The 16,933-nt window shown below is 65.4% G+C and carries 16 protein-coding genes and 1 tRNA gene; 9 read left to right on the forward strand and 8 right to left on the reverse strand.

Annotation, left to right across the window (positions count from 1 at the left end):
- The 3 genes from lpdA to NMP98_RS11865 all read left to right on the forward strand — a co-directional run bounded on the left by lpdA (position 1) and on the right by NMP98_RS11865 (position 3,251).
- Complete coding sequence (lpdA, locus tag NMP98_RS11855) at positions 1-1,425, forward strand: dihydrolipoyl dehydrogenase (protein WP_254857882.1); 1,425 nt, start codon at positions 1-3, stop codon at positions 1,423-1,425.
- Between the two features lie 180 nt (positions 1,426-1,605).
- Positions 1,606-2,409 carry a prephenate dehydratase gene (gene pheA, locus NMP98_RS11860; protein ID WP_254857884.1) on the forward strand — a complete coding sequence of 268 codons (804 nt, stop codon included), beginning with the start codon at positions 1,606-1,608 and terminating at the stop codon, positions 2,407-2,409.
- Between the two features lie 134 nt (positions 2,410-2,543).
- Entirely contained in the window at positions 2,544-3,251 is a 708-nt protein-coding gene (locus NMP98_RS11865; protein ID WP_254857886.1) for a DUF2270 domain-containing protein, read from the forward strand.
- Positions 3,252-3,573: 322 nt separating this feature from the next.
- On the opposite strand, the gene thsB is transcribed toward NMP98_RS11865, so the two are convergent.
- From thsB to NMP98_RS11900, 7 genes are all read right to left on the reverse strand, one after another.
- Complete coding sequence (gene thsB, locus NMP98_RS11870) at positions 3,574-5,250, reverse strand: thermosome subunit beta (RefSeq protein ID WP_367997231.1); 1,677 nt, start codon at positions 5,248-5,250, stop codon at positions 3,574-3,576.
- Between the two features lie 286 nt (positions 5,251-5,536).
- Positions 5,537-5,617: transfer RNA gene (locus tag NMP98_RS11875), tRNA-Ser, on the reverse strand.
- A gap of 56 nt (positions 5,618-5,673) precedes the next feature.
- Positions 5,674-5,898, reverse strand: coding sequence for a DUF7981 family protein (locus NMP98_RS11880; RefSeq protein WP_254857888.1), 225 nt, complete (start codon positions 5,896-5,898; stop codon positions 5,674-5,676).
- A complete protein-coding gene (locus NMP98_RS11885; RefSeq protein ID WP_254857889.1) occupies positions 5,895-6,278 on the reverse strand; it encodes a Rid family detoxifying hydrolase in 384 nt (127 codons plus the stop codon). The genes NMP98_RS11880 and NMP98_RS11885 overlap by 4 nt, the downstream gene beginning before the upstream one ends.
- A 51-nt stretch (positions 6,279-6,329) precedes the next feature.
- Positions 6,330-8,696 (reverse strand): DEAD/DEAH box helicase, encoded by a 2,367-nt coding sequence (locus tag NMP98_RS11890; RefSeq protein WP_254857891.1) that lies wholly within the window; start codon positions 8,694-8,696, stop codon positions 6,330-6,332.
- A gap of 121 nt (positions 8,697-8,817) precedes the next feature.
- Positions 8,818-9,003 carry a hypothetical protein gene (locus tag NMP98_RS11895; protein WP_254857893.1) on the reverse strand — a complete coding sequence of 62 codons (186 nt, stop codon included), beginning with the start codon at positions 9,001-9,003 and terminating at the stop codon, positions 8,818-8,820.
- A gap of 38 nt (positions 9,004-9,041) precedes the next feature.
- Entirely contained in the window at positions 9,042-10,490 is a 1,449-nt protein-coding gene (locus NMP98_RS11900) for an MATE family efflux transporter (RefSeq protein ID WP_254857895.1), read from the reverse strand.
- 110 nt (positions 10,491-10,600) lie between these two features.
- Here NMP98_RS11900 and lipA point away from each other — a divergent pair, with 110 nt between their 5' ends.
- The 6 genes from lipA (at position 10,601) to NMP98_RS11930 (ending at position 16,499) form a co-directional block, all read left to right on the forward strand.
- Positions 10,601-11,536 (forward strand): lipoyl synthase, encoded by a 936-nt coding sequence (gene lipA, locus NMP98_RS11905; protein WP_254857897.1) that lies wholly within the window; start codon positions 10,601-10,603, stop codon positions 11,534-11,536.
- Positions 11,537-11,726: 190 nt separating this feature from the next.
- On the forward strand, positions 11,727-12,836 hold the full coding sequence (pdhA, locus tag NMP98_RS11910; protein WP_254857898.1) for a pyruvate dehydrogenase (acetyl-transferring) E1 component subunit alpha: 1,110 nt from the start codon (positions 11,727-11,729) through the stop codon (positions 12,834-12,836).
- Positions 12,833-13,819, forward strand: a complete 987-nt coding sequence (locus tag NMP98_RS11915; RefSeq protein ID WP_156709973.1) for an alpha-ketoacid dehydrogenase subunit beta — start codon at positions 12,833-12,835, stop codon at positions 13,817-13,819. The genes pdhA and NMP98_RS11915 overlap by 4 nt, the downstream gene beginning before the upstream one ends.
- Before the next feature lies 1 nt (position 13,820).
- The gene (locus tag NMP98_RS11920) at positions 13,821-15,383 is read left to right on the forward strand and encodes a dihydrolipoamide acetyltransferase family protein (RefSeq protein WP_254857899.1); all 1,563 of its coding nucleotides are present in this window, start codon (positions 13,821-13,823) and stop codon (positions 15,381-15,383) included.
- A gap of 59 nt (positions 15,384-15,442) precedes the next feature.
- Positions 15,443-16,186 (forward strand): DNA polymerase sliding clamp, encoded by a 744-nt coding sequence (locus NMP98_RS11925; protein ID WP_254857901.1) that lies wholly within the window; start codon positions 15,443-15,445, stop codon positions 16,184-16,186.
- Between the two features lie 76 nt (positions 16,187-16,262).
- Positions 16,263-16,499 carry a hypothetical protein gene (locus NMP98_RS11930; RefSeq protein WP_254857903.1) on the forward strand — a complete coding sequence of 79 codons (237 nt, stop codon included), beginning with the start codon at positions 16,263-16,265 and terminating at the stop codon, positions 16,497-16,499.
- On the opposite strand, the gene NMP98_RS11935 is transcribed toward NMP98_RS11930, so the two are convergent.
- On the reverse strand, positions 16,460-16,924 hold the full coding sequence (locus NMP98_RS11935; protein ID WP_254857904.1) for a TIGR00725 family protein: 465 nt from the start codon (positions 16,922-16,924) through the stop codon (positions 16,460-16,462). The genes NMP98_RS11930 and NMP98_RS11935 overlap by 40 nt on opposite strands.
- Positions 16,925-16,933 lie beyond the last annotated feature (9 nt).

The raw sequence follows: 16,933 nt of genomic DNA on the forward strand, positions 1-16,933 counted from the left end.
ATGGTCGTAGGAGACATCGCAACCGGAACGGAGGTACTGGTCATCGGCGGCGGCCCGGGCGGCTACGTCGCCGCGATTCGCGCCGGGCAACTCGGGTTGGACGTGACGCTCGTTGAGAAGGACGCCTACGGCGGCACCTGTCTCAACACGGGCTGTATCCCATCGAAGGCGCTCGTCCACGCGACCGATGTCGCCCACGAGGCACGTGGCGCCGAACACATGGGCGTCTACGCCGACCCGGCGGTCGACCTCCAGGGGATGGTCGACTGGAAGGACGGCGTCGTCGACCAACTCACGAGCGGCGTCGAGAAACTGTGCAAGGCAAACGGAGTCAACCTCGTCCCCGGCCGCGCGGAGTTCGTCAGCGACGACACGGTCCGCGTCGCCCACGGCGGCGAGGGGCAGGGCAGCGAATCTATCGAGTTCGAACACGCCATCGTCGCGACGGGGAGCCGTCCCATCCAGTTGCCGGGCTTCGAGTTCGACGACGACCGCATCCTCGACTCCAGCGGCTTGTTGTCGCTGACCGAACTCCCGGATTCCCTGCTCGTCGTCGGCGGCGGCTACATCGGCATGGAACTGTCGACGGTGCTGGCGAAACTCGGCTGTGAGGTGACCGTCGTCGAGATGCTCGACGACATCCTGCCGGGCTACGAGGACGACGTGACCCGCGTCGTCCGCGAGCGTGCCGAGGAGTTGGGCATACAGTTCCACTTCGGCGAGGCCGCCCAACAGTGGGAGGACACTGGCACCGATGCTTTCGTCACGACCGAGGACGAGGACGGCGAGACCCACGAGTACACCGCCGAGAAGGTGCTCGTCGCCGTCGGCCGCCAGCCCGTCACCGACACCGTCGGACTCGACGCCATCGGGCTCGAAACCGCCGAGGACGGCACCATCGAGACCGACGACCAGGCCCGAAGCAGCGTCGAGAACGTCTTCGCCGTCGGCGACGTGGCCGGCGAGCCGATGTTGGCCCACAAGGCGTACAAGGAGGGTCACGTCGCCGCCGAGGTCATCGCCGGCGAACCCGCGGCCCTGGATTATCAGGCTGTCCCGGCAGCGGTCTTCACCGACCCCGAAATCGGCACCGTCGGCATGACCGAAGCCGACGCCGCCGACGCCGGTTTCGACCCCGTCGTCGGCGAGATGCCGCTTCGGGCCTCCGGACGCGCGCTCACGCTCGACGAATCAGATGGGTTCGTCCGAATCATCGCCGACGCCGAAACCGAGTTCGTCCTCGGTGCCCAAATCGTCGCCCCCGAGGCCTCGGAACTCATCGCCGAGGTCGGCCTCGCCATCGAGATGGGCGCCCAACTCGAAGACATCGCTGCGACCATCCACACCCACCCGACGCTGTCGGAAGCCGTCGCCGAGGCCGCCGCCAACGCCCGCGGCGAAGCGACACACACGCTGAATCGGTAGTGTCAGTCGTTGCTCACGACTCACTACGTTCGCCGTTCGTCTTCCGAGAGCCTTCACACCGGCGCTCTCATCCGCCGCTCGCGGGTCGCTTCGCTCCCCGCTCGCCATCCGAGGCTTCTCGCTGACGCTCGAAGCCTCGCCCCCGACGCGCTTTTAGCCCCAACCCTGCTACGGGAGTCCATGAAAGCCCTCACGCTCGGTCCAGAAGGGACGTACTCACATCGCGCGACGCAGGCGGTCGCCGACGAAATCGACTTCGTGGAATCGGTGACCGGCATCGTCGAGGGCGTCGCCAGCGGCGAGTACGAACGCGGCGTCATCCCAATCGAGAACAGCATCGAAGGGTCGGTCACCGAGTCGCTGGACGCACTCGCCGACCGCAACGTCGCCGTGGTCCGCGAAATCGTCACGCCCATCCAACACGCCCTGTTGGCACAGGCCGGCGAGTTCGACATCGTCGCGAGCCACCCCCAGGCGCTGGCGCAGTGTCGGGAGTACCTCAACGAGGAGTATCCGAGCGCGAAAACCGAGGCCGTCGCATCGACAGCCCGAGGTGTCGAACGAGCCCGGGAGGACGCCTCCGTCGCCGCCATCGGCCACCCCGCCACCGCCGGCGACGACCTGCAGGTGTTGGCCCGCGACATTCAGGACAGCACCTCCAACGCCACCCGGTTCGTCGTCCTCGCTCCGGAGACCGAACGCGTCGACGCCGGGGGCAAAAGCTCCGTCATCGTCTACCCGAACACGAACCATCCGGGACTGCTCTTGGAGATGCTCGAACCGTTCGCCGACCGCGATATCAACCTCTCGCGCGTCGAATCCCGCCCGAGCGGCGAACGCCTCGGCGACTACATGTTCCACTTCGACTTCGCCGCTGGTCTCTACGAGGAGCGGGCACAGGAGGCCATCGAGGAACTCCGCGATATCGCATCGAACGGCTGGGTTCGCGTTCTCGGCTCCTACGACACCGAGCACGTGTTATAAGGCCAGTTCCCGAACTCGACGCCCGTTCGTTCGGAAGCAGTCGGTCAGTTTCTCGAGACGGACGCGGGAGAGATAGAGCGAGCGTTCCGTAGACCGTTGCGTACGTTTACTTGTTCGTTGTCCGTATGTGCAGTATGTCGAATACTCCGGGGGACTTCGACCCAGAGTCACACGAGGAACGCGAGATTGCTGGTGAGGCGGCAACTGACCGGTCTGATTTTCTATCACTCATGGGCCACGCCTACCGTGGTGAGATGAGCCGCACTACGGCGTGGCGCACACGAATCGACCGGACGACGAACTGGGCGGTCGTGTTGACAGCGACGTTGCTCACGTGGGCGTTTTCGGCGGAATCACGGCCACACTACATCCTCCTTATCGGTATCGTCATGCTGACGGTGTTTCTGGGAATCGAAACCCGTCGCTATCGCGTGTACGACATCTGGCGCTCTCGGGTGCGGATTCTCGAAGAGAACGTGTTCGCAAACGCACTCGACTCGGACGGCGTAGAGCAATCGAACTGGCGCGAACTTCTCAGCGACGATTTACGAGCGCCGGCGGTGAAAACGCCGATAATCGAGGCAGTATCCCGCCGACTTCGACGGGTGTATTTCGCGCTCATCTCGGTGCTGGTTGTCGCCTGGCTCGTTCGGTTGACCGTCTTCGCAACCACGTCGGCCGGACTTATCGAGACTGCGACCGTCGGCAGAGTGCCGGGAGTAGTCGTCCTCGGGGGTATCGCGGTGTACTACGCCTGTGGAATCGTACTGACGCTCTGGCCGGGAAGACGGAAGGCGAAGGGTGAGTTGCAGTCACGGCCTGCGAACGAAGAGTGGAAATAAGACCCGTCCGCTGACTGGTACATTCCGACACCAGTTCTGTGTCACTACAAAAACGGATATCCGCGAGGGAAGCGAGCGGTTCTCCCGAACTCGGCCTTCGGCCTCGTTCGGGTAGCGACGAGTGACCGGAGGGAACGAGTCGCTATGTTTCACGGCGCCGGAGGCGCCGTTCAACAGTCCGAGGCGGCTTCGCCGCCTCGCTATTTTTCCCCAAGTTTTTGCCTGGGTCGCGGGCTCTGCCCGCGACCTTATAACGTGGCGGCGAAGCCGCCACGCTGACCGAGCGGCCCGGAGGGCCGCGAGGGAAGTGCAAAAAGTGGGTTTACATCATGCCGCCCATGCCGCCACCCATGCCGCCCATGCCGCCGGGGGCGCCGCCCGGGCCGCCTTCTTCCTCTTCACCTTCCGTGGAGAGGTCGCCGGCAGCGATGATGTCGTCAATCTTGAGCACGAGGTTCGCGGCCTCGGTGGCCGACGAGAGTGCTTGCTGTTTCGCGTGGGCCGGTTCGACGACGCCGGCGTCGTAGGTGTCGACCACGTCGCCGGTGAACACGTTGAGGCCGGCGGTTTCGTCGCCGCTCTCGTGGGCCGAACGCAGGTCGACGAGCGTGTCGATAGAGTCGAGACCGGCGTTTTCGGCCAGCACGCGCGGGACGAGTTCGAGCGCGTCGGCGAAGGCCTCGACGGCCAACTGTTCGCGGCCGGAGACGCTGTCGGCGTAATCACGGACGCGGCGGGCGACTTCGACCTCGACGGCGCCACCGCCGGCCAGCACGCGGCCGTCGGAGACGGTCTGAGAGACCACGTCGAGGGCGTCGCCGATACCGCGTTCGAGTTCATCGACGACGTGTTCGGTCGAGCCGCGGAGCAACAGCGTCACGCCGTGGCTCTCGTCGCCGGTGCCTTCGACGTAGAACAGTTCGTCGGCCTCGTCGAACTCGACGGAGGCGGAGCCGAGGTCCTCGGCGGTGAGCGTATCGAGGTCCGAGACGATGTTCGCCTCGGTCACCTCACGCAGGAAGCCGAGGTCGGTCTTCTTGACGCGGGAGGTCGCGAGGATGCCCTCCTTGGCGAGGAAGTGCTCTGCGAGGTCGTCGATGCCTTTCTGACAGAAGACGACGTCGGCGCCGGAGTCGGCGATTTTGTCGACCTTCTCCCGGAGCTGTTCTTCCTCCTGGTCGAGGAACTGCTGGAGCTGGTCGGGGCTGTCGAGTTGGACGCTGGCGTCGGCGTCGGTCTCCTCGACCTCGATGGGTTCGTTGATGAGGAGCACGTCGGCGTCGTCGAACTGCGTCGGCATGTCGGCGTGGGCCGGGTCCTTGTCGATGACCGCGCCTTCGAGCAGTTCGCTCTCGCTGGCCGAGCGCCCGGTCTGGGTCTCGATGTTGACGTACTCGAGGTCGACGATGGTCTCGCCGTCGTCGGCCTCGACGGTGACGGCCTGGACGGCGTCGACGACGAGTTGGGCGAGAACGTCCTTGTTGAGTTCGGCGCCCTTGCCGGTCATCGATGTCTCGGCGACTTTCTTGATGAGTTCGGTGTCCTCGGGGTCGACCTGACGGGCCACGTTGTCGATTTCGGCGCGGGCCTGCTCGCTGGCGAGGTGGAAGCCCTTGATGATGGCCGTCGGGTGGATGTCCTGCTCAAGGAGGTCCTCGGCGTTCTTCAGGAGTTCGCCGGCGATGGAGACGGCGGTGGTCGTACCGTCGCCCGCCTCGTCTTCCTGTGTCTCGGCGACCTCGACGATCATCGAGGCCGTCGGGTTGTCGATGTCCATCTCTTCGAGGATGGTGACGCCGTCGTTCGTGACGGTGATGTCACCCATCGAGGAGACGAGCATCTTGTCCATCCCTTTCGGGCCGAGTGTCGAGCGTACGGCCTCTGCGACCGCACGCGCCGCCGAGATGTTGTGGCTCTGGGCGTCGCGGTCCTTCATCCGCTGGGAATCCTCGCCGAGAATAATCATCGGCTGACCTCCCATTCGCTGCTGTTGGCTCATAGTCGTCCGAATGATTGTCCACGGTTCTATATAAATGTATCTGATACGGACCGATGCCGATTGAAGATGGCACTCGGCAGTAAACGGGAAGAACCGTCGTACTGCGGCGCTGTGTGAACGATTGTCTCGGCCTACATTCCGACGATGCGACGAACCGATTCGTGTCGCTACTGACGGGGTTTATTACAGGTGAGTGGTCAGCTTCGATTCGACCCGAAACGGTGGAGGTCACGCCGAGACGAATCAGCGGAGCCGCTTTGCTCCTCACGTTGGGTCGTCGCAAAAGCGCCGGGACAGGGATTTGAACCCTGGATCCCTGAGGGAACACGCTTTCCAGGCGTGCGCCTTACCACTCGGCCATCCCGGCTCACCCCAATCTACCGGAGTGGTCCGTTTAAACTCTTCGCGTTCGATGGGACCGTGTCACTCTCCATCGCCCTCCGAACGGGCCCGAAACGTCGTACCGAATCGGCCCTCGGCGTAGTAGGCTGTCAGCGCGGCAGCCACGAAGACGACGACCGTGACCGCCGCGAGCGGACCGACGCCGACGAACGCCCCGTCGGCGAGTAGGTACCCCTGGTGCGCGACGAGAAACGCCAGCGCGCCGACGACACCCCACAAGAGCGCCGAGTACCTGCGGGGCGTCACGCTCGCGTGGCGACCGCCTCGATTTCGACGGCCATGCCCAGCGGCAACGCACCGGCTTGCACCGCCGACCGCGCCGGCGGCTCGTCGTCGAAGTAACTCGCGTACGTCTCGTTCATCTCCTCGAAATCCTCGATGTCGGCGAGGAAGACGGTCGTCTTGAGTACGTTATCGAGACTCGACCCGGCTTCCTCCAGAACTGCTTCGAGGTTGTCCAGTGCCCGTTCGGTCTGGACGGAGACCGGTTCGTCCTCAAGGGACTCACCGTCGGGCGTCAGCGCAATCTGTCCGGCGGTGAACACGAGGTCGCCGTCGGTCGTCGCCTGGCTGTAGGCCCCTGCCGCGGGCGGTGCGTCGTCGGTGTGAATCGTCTCTTTGCCCATACCTGCTCTGCGTCGGCGTCGGACATAAAATCGGTTGCCCGGCGACGGAGCCTACTCCACCCGAACCGTTCGGCTGTCGGTGACGGGTACGAGCGGCAGTTCCGAGAATGCGACCTCGACCTCGTAGGTCAGTTCCTCGGCGTCGCCGCCGAAGACACCGACGGGAACGGTCGTCTCGCCCAGATACCGCGTCGTCTCCGACATCCCGACGCCGTTGACTGTCACGCGGACGCCCGCGGGCGCGCCGTCACCGCCGTTTTCGACCGTGAGTTCGGCCATCATGTTCTCGCCGGCGGGGATGGAGTCGGGGACGCCGCTCCACTCGAAGGAGAGGTCGGGGAGCGACTCGGCCTGTTCGAGGACGCGCTCTGCCAGTCCCTCCGAGAGACCGGCGTCGACTAGCCCGCTGACGCCCGCTTGGCGTACGTCGGCGGGTGTCTCCAGCCCCTCGCGGGCGAGTTTCTGGGCACGACCCTTGCCGACGCCCTCGATGGCGGTGAGGCCGACGGCCTCGGCGCTGATGCCGTGTTCGAGACGGGCTTCGATGCGGCAAACGAGATTGGCGTCCCGCGGCGCGGCAAATCGCTCACAGAACGCCCGCAGCGCCGCGAGCATCCGTGTGGCGTTCTGTCTGATGACCCACGCGTCGCTTTTGAGTTCGCCGGGCGTCGTCCCCGACATACCCGACCGAAGGATGGCGAGCACCTTCCGGTTGCCCGCATCGAGGTCGTCGCCCTCGCCGTCGAGGACGGCCTTGAACGCCTCTCGCTCGTCTCGGCGGGCGGAGACGCTGTCGAACTCCCCGGCGTCGGCGACCGTCCGCAGGACGGCCGACTCGTCGATGTCGGGCGTATCGTCGGCGGCAGCACGCTCGCACAACCGGTGGAACCCCTCGGCGGTGTCGAGTCGCAGGTAGAACTGCGAGGTGAGTTTGCCGAGGGCAGTCGGTTCGATGTCGAGTCCCGACTGGTCGACGAACCCGCCCGAAACCAACCGCTCCAGGGTCGCCGAAACGCGGTCCCGCAACGACTCGCCCGCATCGTACTGTTCCGGAGCGCTCTTCGCACGGGTGTAGTAGAACGTCGTCTCCAGCCACTCCATCACGTCCTCGATGTCGTCGACGACGCCCAGTGCGATTTCGGCGTTGAGATGCGAGTCGAGTTCCCCCGCCAGCCGCGATTCGATTGGTTTGCCATCGAGGAGCAGTTGGCGGTACTTCTCGGCGTCGCTCCCGTCGCAGACGACGTAGGCATAGCCGGCGTCGTCGTAGCCCGGCCGCCCCGCCCGCCCAAGCATCTGGAGGATGTCCAGCGGGCTCATGTCGACTTCGCCCTCCAGGGGGTCGTGGAGTTTGGTGTCGCGGATGACGACACACCGCGCCGGGAGGTTCACCCCCCACGCCAGCGTCGAGGTCGAAAACAGCAGTTGAATCTTCCCCTCCTTGAACCACGCCTCGACGCGGTCTTTGTCCTCCTTCGAGAGGCCGGCGTGGTGGAATCCCACCCCGTCGATGACCGACTGCCGGAGGGTGTCGTTGTTCAGTTCCTCGGCGTCGGTGTGGAAATCGTAGTCGCCGCGGGCGCCGATTTCGACATCGCGTTCGGCGATTACGTCGCGGGCCTTCTCGGCGGCCCGAACCGTGTCCTGTCTGGAGGCGACGAAGACGAGCGCCTGTCCCCCGTCCTCGATGTGGGGTTGGGCGAGGTCCAGCGCCCGGTACAGTCGGCGGTACTTGTCGGCGAAGGCGTTGTCGCCGTGGGCGTACGTCTCGACGCTCGCCGACAGCGGTACCGGTCGGTAGTCGTCGCCGAACTGGAAGGTACAGTCGTCGGGCGCATCCAGCCAGTCGGCCACGTCCTCGACGTTCTGCATGGTCGCCGACAGCGCGACGATACGCGGGCCACAGAGCCGACGCAACCGCGAGATAGTCACTTCCAGCACCGCCCCACGGCGGTCGGAATCCAGCAGATGTACCTCGTCGATGACGACACAGTCAACGTCGGTGATGAACGAATAGCGAGGCGAGTCGTGTTTCCGCGTCGCCGAATCGGCCTTCTCCGGCGTCATCACGAGGATGTCGGCGCGCTCTGCGCGGCGCGGATTGAGGTCGCGCTCGCCGGTGACGACGTACACCGAATACCCCAGCGACTCGAAGCGTTCCCACTCGTCTTCCTTCTCGTTTGTCAGCGCACGCAGCGGCGCGAGAAACAGCGCGGTCCCGTCGTTGCGGAGCGTCCGGCAGATGGCCAACTCCGCGAGTGCGGTCTTGCCGCTGGCGGTTGGCGCGCTCACCACGACGTTCTCCCCCGAATCGAGGACTGCGGGCAGCGCCTCCCGCTGCATCCGGTTGAAGGACTCGAAGGGGAACGCATCGGCGAATTCGGGGACGATATCCGCGACACCGGCGGAGGTAGACACTACCGGATGGGGGTGTTCCGGGTCAATAAACCCGACCTTTTTCGTCGTCGGGCTCGCGTTTTGCGCGAACCGCTCGCTCGGCTCGCGGATGCTGGCCGTGGATTCAGGTCGTTTCGACCGGCTACCTCTCGCCGTCCCCTCTACCCCCGAGTTTCCCGACGTACAGCCAGTACGGAATCAACACCCCGAGGGCGAACGCACCCCACGCACGAGGGTTGGCCCACTTCCGTTGGACGATGACGATTACGCCCCAGAAGGCGAAACACAACACCGCGAGGGCGCTCCACCCAAGTGTCCGACGGTTCATCGGCGGGTATTCGTCACGGCGGAGCCTAAACGGTGGGGTCAGTCGTCGTCACCGACTGCTCCGTCGGCCGCCTCCGAGGCGGCGTTCGTGAACATCGGTTCCCGTTTCCAGAGGTAGTACCCACCGAGGCCGACCGCCGCGAGGATGTTCGAGACCGTCACTGCCCAGAAGACGGCGTAGATGCCCCAGTCGAGTCCGCCAACCGCGACGCCACCGACGACGACCGAGGCGGCGGGCAACGCGGCGATTGCCGCCGGGATGCGGACGCCCCAGTACTTCAGGAGGTCGACGACGAAACTCGTCCGGGTCCGGGAGGCCCCGTTGAACGCCGCCAACAGCACCGCCGAAGCGCCCATCGCGGGGTAGCCGTAGGCGAGGATGGCGAGGTAGTCGACGGTGCGGTCGAAACCGGCGGGACTGAGCGTCGGCACGAAAAGGGTCGCGAGAAAGCCGGGGGAGAGCCACTGGAGGAGACCGACGACACCGAGCGTTCCGGCGGCGATGGCGACCCCGGTTCGGACCGTGCCGTGGGCCCGGTCGGGTCGGTCGTCGCCGACGTTCTGGCCGACCATCGACTGGGTCGCGCCGCCGAACCCGGAGGCGGGAACGAACGCCACCGTCGCCACGCGCGCACCGACCGTGTAGGCGGCCAGTCCCGCGGCGCCGCCGACCGTCGCGACGACGGCGACGATAGCGACGCGAGCGGATTGACCCGCGAGTCGTTGGCCCGAAACGGGCGCTCCGATATCCGCCAACTCCCGGAGGTCGGCCACCGAAAAGCGGGCGTCAGCCACGGACAGCGAGAGACTGTCGCGGCGGCCGGCCACAAGCGCGAGCGCAGCGAGGAGGCCGACCGTATAGCCGATGCCGGTCGCGAGCGCCGCACCCTCGACGCCCAGCGCGGGAATCCACCCGTAGCCGAGAATCAAAAGCGGGTCGAGGACGACGTTCGTCCCGACCATCACGAGGTTGATGTACAGCGTCGCGCGGGTGTCGCCCCATCCGACGAAGCCGCGCTCGATGGCGTCGCTGGTGGCCGCCAGCGGGAAGAACGCCGTGAACACGAGGAGGTACGCGACCGAAAGCGGGGCGACGACCGGGCCAGCACCGAGCAGACGGACGAGCGACGCGCCGAAGACGAAGACGACGCCGAGCAACGCGCCACCGAGGACGAACGACAGAACGGCGCCGTTGAACACGAGGCGGCGGGCGCCAGTCTCGTCGGCCGATCCGACACGCTGAGCGACCAGAATCTGTGTCCCGACGGCGGCCGTCGCGGTGACGCCGAACATGGTCGCGATGAGCGGGAAGTTCAGGCCGACGGCGGCGACCGCGTTCTCGCCGACGCGTCCGAGCCAGAACGTATCCACCAACTGGTTGAGGACGTGAACGAGGTTCTGTGCCAAAAGCGGCAGCGCCAACGCGAGAAGCGTCGGTGCAATCGGCCCACCGGTGATGTCGTCGCTTGAAACGCCCAATCCCCCCATCGAACGGGGTATCGACCCCTCTATACATATTATTTCTGGACGAAATTTACTGTCGAGCGACGGACGCCGAACAACCCCACGTTTTTGCCACGGGCGCCGAATCTAGGGGTATGAGCAGTCGGCGCCGGAAGCCGGAGTGGCTGAAGACGCGTCCGCCGAGCGGCCAGCGGTTCGCCGAAATCAAGGCGACGCTCCGCGAGCGGAACCTCCACACCGTCTGTGAGGAGGCCAACTGTCCGAACCTCGGGGACTGCTGGAGCGGCCGCAACGGCCCCGGAACGGCGACGTTCATGCTGATGGGCGACCGCTGCTCTCGTGGCTGTAACTTCTGTGACGTGGAGACGGGCGGGATGGAACCGCTCGACCCCGAAGAACCCGAAAACGTCGCCGAGGCGGTCGCCGAAATCGGCCTCGACTACGTCGTTCTCACCTCGGTCGACCGCGACGACTTAGACGACGGTGGCGCCGCCCACTTCGCCGAGACCATTCGGGAGATAAAGCGGCGTGACCCCTCGATTCTCGTCGAGACGCTGATTCCGGACTTCGGGGGCGACCCCGAAGATGTCCGGCGAATCATCGACGCCGAACCCGATGTCATCGCCCACAACGTTGAGACGGTCGAACGGCTCCAGTGGCCCGTCCGGGACCGCCGGGCCGGCTACGAGCAGTCGCTTTCGGTGCTCCAGCAGGTGGCCGCGGAGTCCGACATCTACACGAAAACGAGCCTCATGCTCGGCGTCGGCGAGTACGACCACGAGGTGTATCAGACGCTCTCGGATTTGCGGGAACGGGACGTAGACATCGTCACCTTCGGCCAGTACCTCCAGCCCTCGCGGTCGCATCTGGAGGTGTTCGACTACGTCCACCCCGACAAGTTCGACGTCTGGAAGACCGTCGCCGAAGGGGAGTTCGGCTTCCTCTACTGTGCGTCGGGCCCGATGGTCCGGTCGTCGTTCAAGGCCGGCGAGTTCTTCGTCGAGGCGCTGTTGCGAGAGGGCAAAAGCGTCGAGGAGGCGCGCCGGACCGCCACCGAGGCGGCCGACTGACCGAACGGCGTCGAACTCGGTGGGCGTCCACCGAACACCGATACAGCATCATTTTTCATAGAAATCGGCTATTTTTCCATATTATATCGTTCGTTCGTCCGAAAAATCCCGAGTGTGCAGGACGTGGCAAAATTTACGTAAACACTATGCCGTCGGCCATTGACAGTTCGGCTATGCGACGGAGGGAGTTATGAGTACGTTACAACGCGACCCCGACGACCGGGTCCGGGTACTCGACGAAGACGGTCGAGTCGTCGACGGCGCGGAGGTACCGGACCTCTCCGACGAGCGTCTCGTTGAGATGTATCGACAGATGCGGTTGGCACGACACTTCGACCAGCGGGCGGTTAGCCTCCAACGGCAGGGTCGGATGGGAACGTATCCACCGCTGTCCGGCCAAGAGGCCGCACAGATCGGTAGCGCCGCCGCGATGGACGACGACGACTGGATGTTCCCGAGTTACCGCGAACACGGCGCCGCCTACGTCCGAGGCGTCGACCTCGCCCAGACGCTCCGCTACTGGATGGGCGACGAGCGCGGCAACGCCCTCGAAGGACTGAACATCTTCCCCGTGGCGGTGCCCATCGCCACACAGATTCTGCACGCGACCGGCGCGGCGTGGGCGTCGAACCTGAAGGACGGCGAGAACCGAAACGCATTCGTCTGTTACTTCGGCGACGGCGCGACCTCCGAGGGCGACTTCCACGAGGGGCTGAACTTCGCCGGCGTCTTCGATGCGCCCGCCGTCTTTTTCTGTAACAACAATCAGTGGGCCATCTCGGTGCCGCGGGAGCGACAGACAGCAAGCGAGACACTGGCGGGAAAGGCCGACGCCTACGGTTTCGAGGGCGTCCAAGTCGACGGGATGGACCCGCTCGCGGTGTATCAGGTGACACGGGAGGCAATCGAGAAGGCGAAAGCCGGGGACCCAGACGGACTGCGGCCGACGCTCATCGAAGCAGTGCAGTACCGCTTCGGTGCCCACACGACCGCCGACGACCCCTCGGTGTACCGCGACGAGGAGGAAGTCGAGAAGTGGAAAGCCAAGGACCCGATTCCACGGTTGGAGTCGTACCTGCGGAACAACGGCGTCCTCGACGACGAGGCCGTCGATGCGGTCACCCAGTCGGTCGAAGACGAGGTGGCCGAGGCCATCACCGAAGCCGAAAACTTCGAGCGGCCCGATGCGACCGACATGTTCGACTACGTCTTCGAGGAGCGAACCGAACGGCTCGATGAACAGCGCGCACACCTCCAGCGGTTGCGCGAACGGCACGGCGACGAGGAACTACTCGAATGAGTTCGACACAGAACCTGACACTGGTACAGGCCGTCCGGGACGGCCTGAAAAGCGAGATGCAACGCGACGACGACGTCCTCGTGATGGGTGAGGACGTGGGCAAGAACGGCGGCGTCTTCCGGGCGACGGAGGGGTTGTACGACGAGTTCGGCGAGGACCGCGTCATCGACACGCCGCTTGCGGAGTCCGGCATCGTCGGCACCGCCATCGGCATGGCCGCCTACGGCCTCAAGCCGGTGCCGGAAATCCAGTTCTCCGGGTTCATGTACCCCGCCTTCGACCAGATTATCTCTCACGCCGCCCGCATGCGAACGCGCTCTCGGGGACGGTTTACCTGCCCGCTGGTCGTCCGTGCGCCCTACGGCGGCGGCATCCGCGCACCGGAACACCACTCCGAGTCCAAGGAGGCCTTTTACGCCCACGAGGCCGGCCTGAAGGTCGTCATCCCGTCGACGCCCTACGACACGAAGGGGCTGCTCGCGGCGTCGATTCGGGACCCCGACCCGGTCATCTTCCTCGAACCGAAACTCATCTACCGAGCGTTCCGCGAGGAAGTGCCGGACGACGACTACACCGTCGAGTTGGGCGAGGCCGCGGTTCGTCGTGAGGGTTCAGATATCTCGCTGTTCACGTGGGGTGCGATGACCCGGCCGTCGATTCAAGCGGCCGAATCCGTCGCCGAGGACGGCATCGACGTGGAGGTCATCGACCTGCGGACGCTGAAGCCGATGGACACCGACGCTATTCTCGAATCCTTCGAGAAGACCGGCCGCGCAGTCGTCGTCCACGAGGCGCCGAAGACCGGCGGCCTCGCTGGCGAAATCACGGCGACGATTCAGGAGGAAGCGCTGCTGTATCAGGAGGCGCCGGTCAACCGCGTCACCGGCTTCGACGTTCCCTATCCCCTGTACGCGCTGGAGGACTACTACATGCCCGAGGACACACGCATCGAGGACGCCATCCGAGAGACCTACGAGTTCTGATATGGTACGCGAGTTCAAACTGCCCGACGTCGGTGAGGGACTGACCGAAGCGGAAATCGTCAACTGGCTCGTCGAAGTCGGGGACACGGTACGAGAGGACCAGCCGGTCGCGGAAGTCGAGACGGACAAAGCCGTCGTCGAGGTTCCGTCGCCAGTCAACGGCACCGTCCGAGAGATACTGGCTGAGGAAGGCGAGATGGTGCCCGTCGGCGAGGTCATCATCACCTTCGACGTAGAGGGCGAGCCAGTCGAGGAACCGGCGGAAACGGAGACAGACGCCGAGGACGAACCCGAGCCGGCGGTCACTCCCGTCGACGAGGACGGAAGCGAGGCCCAAGCCGAGACGGAGGCCGAACCGAGCGCGAAGGGTGGCCGCGTCTTCGCCGCCCCATCCGCACGTCGGTTGGCGCGGGAACTCGATGTCGACATCGCTGCGGTCGCCGGCAGCGGCCCGGGCGGCCGCGTCACCGAGTCGGACGTTCGAGCGGCCGCCGAAGGCGGGGCGGAAGCCGAATCCGAGTCCGAGCCCGAACCGTCGTCGACGGCGTCCACAGATGGCGTGCAGTCGGCGACCCGCCGAGTGAGCGACGATGACGGTGGGGAAGCCGCCAAACCGGCGACGACGAGCGCCGAGGCGGCCGACCGCGAGCGAACGCTGGCCGCGCCGGCGACGCGAAAGCTCGCCGAGGAGAAGGGCGTCGACCTCGACAGCGTGCCGACCGAGGAGACACGTGACGGCGAGGCGTTCGTCACGCCCGAGGCGGTCGAAGCCTACGCCGAGGCCCAGCAGGCCGCCCAACAGGCCGATGCCGAGGCGGTGTCGGCGGGTGCCGGAGGCGACGGCGAGACGGTCGTGGCACCCTCCGGCGAGGACGAGCGCATCCCCTACCGGGGCATCCGGCGGACCATCGGCAAGCAGATGGAGCGCTCGAAGTTCACGGCGCCGCACGTCACCCACCACGACGAGGTGGACGTGACGCGGCTGGTCGAGACCCGCGGCAACCTCAAGGCCGAAGCCGAGGAACGCGGGACGAAACTGTCGTACATGCCGTTCGTGATGAAGGCCGTCGTCGCCGGCCTCAAGCAACACCCGATGTTGAACGCCCAACTGGACGAGGACAACGAGGAAATCGTCGTCCGCGGCGACTACAACATCGGTATCGCCACCGCGACCGACGCCGGCCTGATGGTCCCGGTCGTCAAGGGCGTCGACCGCAAGGGGATGTTGGACATCGCCGAGGAGATGAACGAACTCGTCGGGAAGGCCCGAGAGCGCTCCATCGCCCGCGAAGAGATGCAGGGCGGGACGTTCTCGATTACGAACTTCGGGGCCATCGGCGGGGAGTACGCCACGCCAATCATCAACTACCCCGAGTCGGCCATCCTCGGATTGGGCGCCATCAAGGACAAGCCACGCGTAATCGATGGTGAGGTCGTCCCCCGGAAGGTGATGACGCTGTCTCTATCCATCGACCACCGGGTCATCGACGGCGCCGAGGCCGCCCAGTTCGTCAACACCGTCAAGGAGTACCTCGAGACGCCCGAGTTGCTGCTGTTAGAGTGAGTTTCGCGCTCGCGCGCGAGCAGAGTGTTTTTTAGGGGTCGGGAAGAACGTGGGCGTATATGTTCAAGGCTATCGTGAGCGCGGACACGCTCGGGGATGCGCTCGATTCCGTGAGCGTGCTTGTCGACGAGTGCAAAATCCGCCTCGACGAGGAGGGCCTCACGATTCGCGCGGTGGACCCGGCGAACGTCGGGATGGTCGACCTCGAACTCTCCGAGACTGCGTTCGAATCCTACGAGACCGACGGCGGCGTCATCGGCGTCAACCTCGACCGACTGGAGGACATCGTCGGGATGGCCGACTCCGGCCAGCTCGTCCACCTCGAATTGGACGAGGAGACCCGGAAACTCCACATCCAGTTGGACGGCCTAGAGTACACGCTGGCGCTTATCGACCCCGACTCCATCCGCCAGGAGCCGGACCTACCGGACCTCGATTTGGCGGCCGAAATCGTCATCGAGGGGAAGGACATCGCCCGTTCGGTGAAGGCCGCCGACATGGTGAGCGACCACATCGCGTTGGGCGTCGACGCCGACGCCGAGGAGTTCTTCGTCGAAGCCGAGGGCGACACCGACGACGTGCATCTCGAATTGGGCCGGGAGGACCTCATCGACCTCACGGCCGGGGAGGCCCGCTCGCTGTTCTCGCTTGACTATCTGAAGGACATGAACAAGGCCATCCCGAAGGACGCCGAGGTGACGATGGAACTCGGCGAGGAGTTCCCCGTCAAGATGCACTTCGACTTCGCCGAGGGCGACGGCCACGTCACATTCATGCTCGCACCGCGCATCCAAAGCGAGTAACGCCGCTGTTTTCGCAGATTCCGGTAACGACCGCCGCGAGGCCGAGACTCGATACGGTCCGACCCCTATAGGGGGTATGGACGACCGCACCAAACACCGCCTGCTGGCCGTCGGGTCGCTTCTCGGCGCAATCGCACACGTTGTCGCACCGCGAGCGCTGTTGGGGGGCGTCGAGTGGTGGTACAACGAAGGACTGAAAGCCGACTTCGAGTCGACCGATGCGACCGTCGCTCGGGTCAGGTGGCTGGCGGTGCCGAACGCACTCGCCGCCATCTATTTCTGGAAGCGGGCGGCCGACTCGGATTCGACGTAGTCGACGGCCGCTTCGGGGCTCTCGACGGCCTCGAACCCGACGAGGTCGATGGCGTGCGTATCCAGCCCCGCTATCGGGCGGTCGAAGACGAGGGCGTGACCCAACTCCGAGAGCGTCCCCGCGGCGCCGTCGATGGCGACGACCGACTCGCCGTTCATGGCGACCAGCGGATTTCGGGCGTGACCCAACCCCGTCGCGATGGGCGTCGTCACCCACTCGTTGGCCGCCTCGCGGTCCTCGCTGGGGAGGATGCCGATAGTGTCGGCGTCGTGTTCCCGTGCGCCGCGACAGGCGGCTTCCATCACACCACCGAGGCCCCCGCAGACCACGGTGTGACCGCGCTCGCCGAGCAGGCGGCCGACCTCCCGCGCTTGTTCGTAGGTTTCGGTATCGATGCTGGAGCCGCCGATGACGGAGACGCGCATCACCGGAGA

It is taken from the genome of Natronomonas gomsonensis, from assembly GCF_024300825.1.
Lineage (GTDB): Archaea > Halobacteriota > Halobacteria > Halobacteriales > Haloarculaceae > Natronomonas > Natronomonas gomsonensis.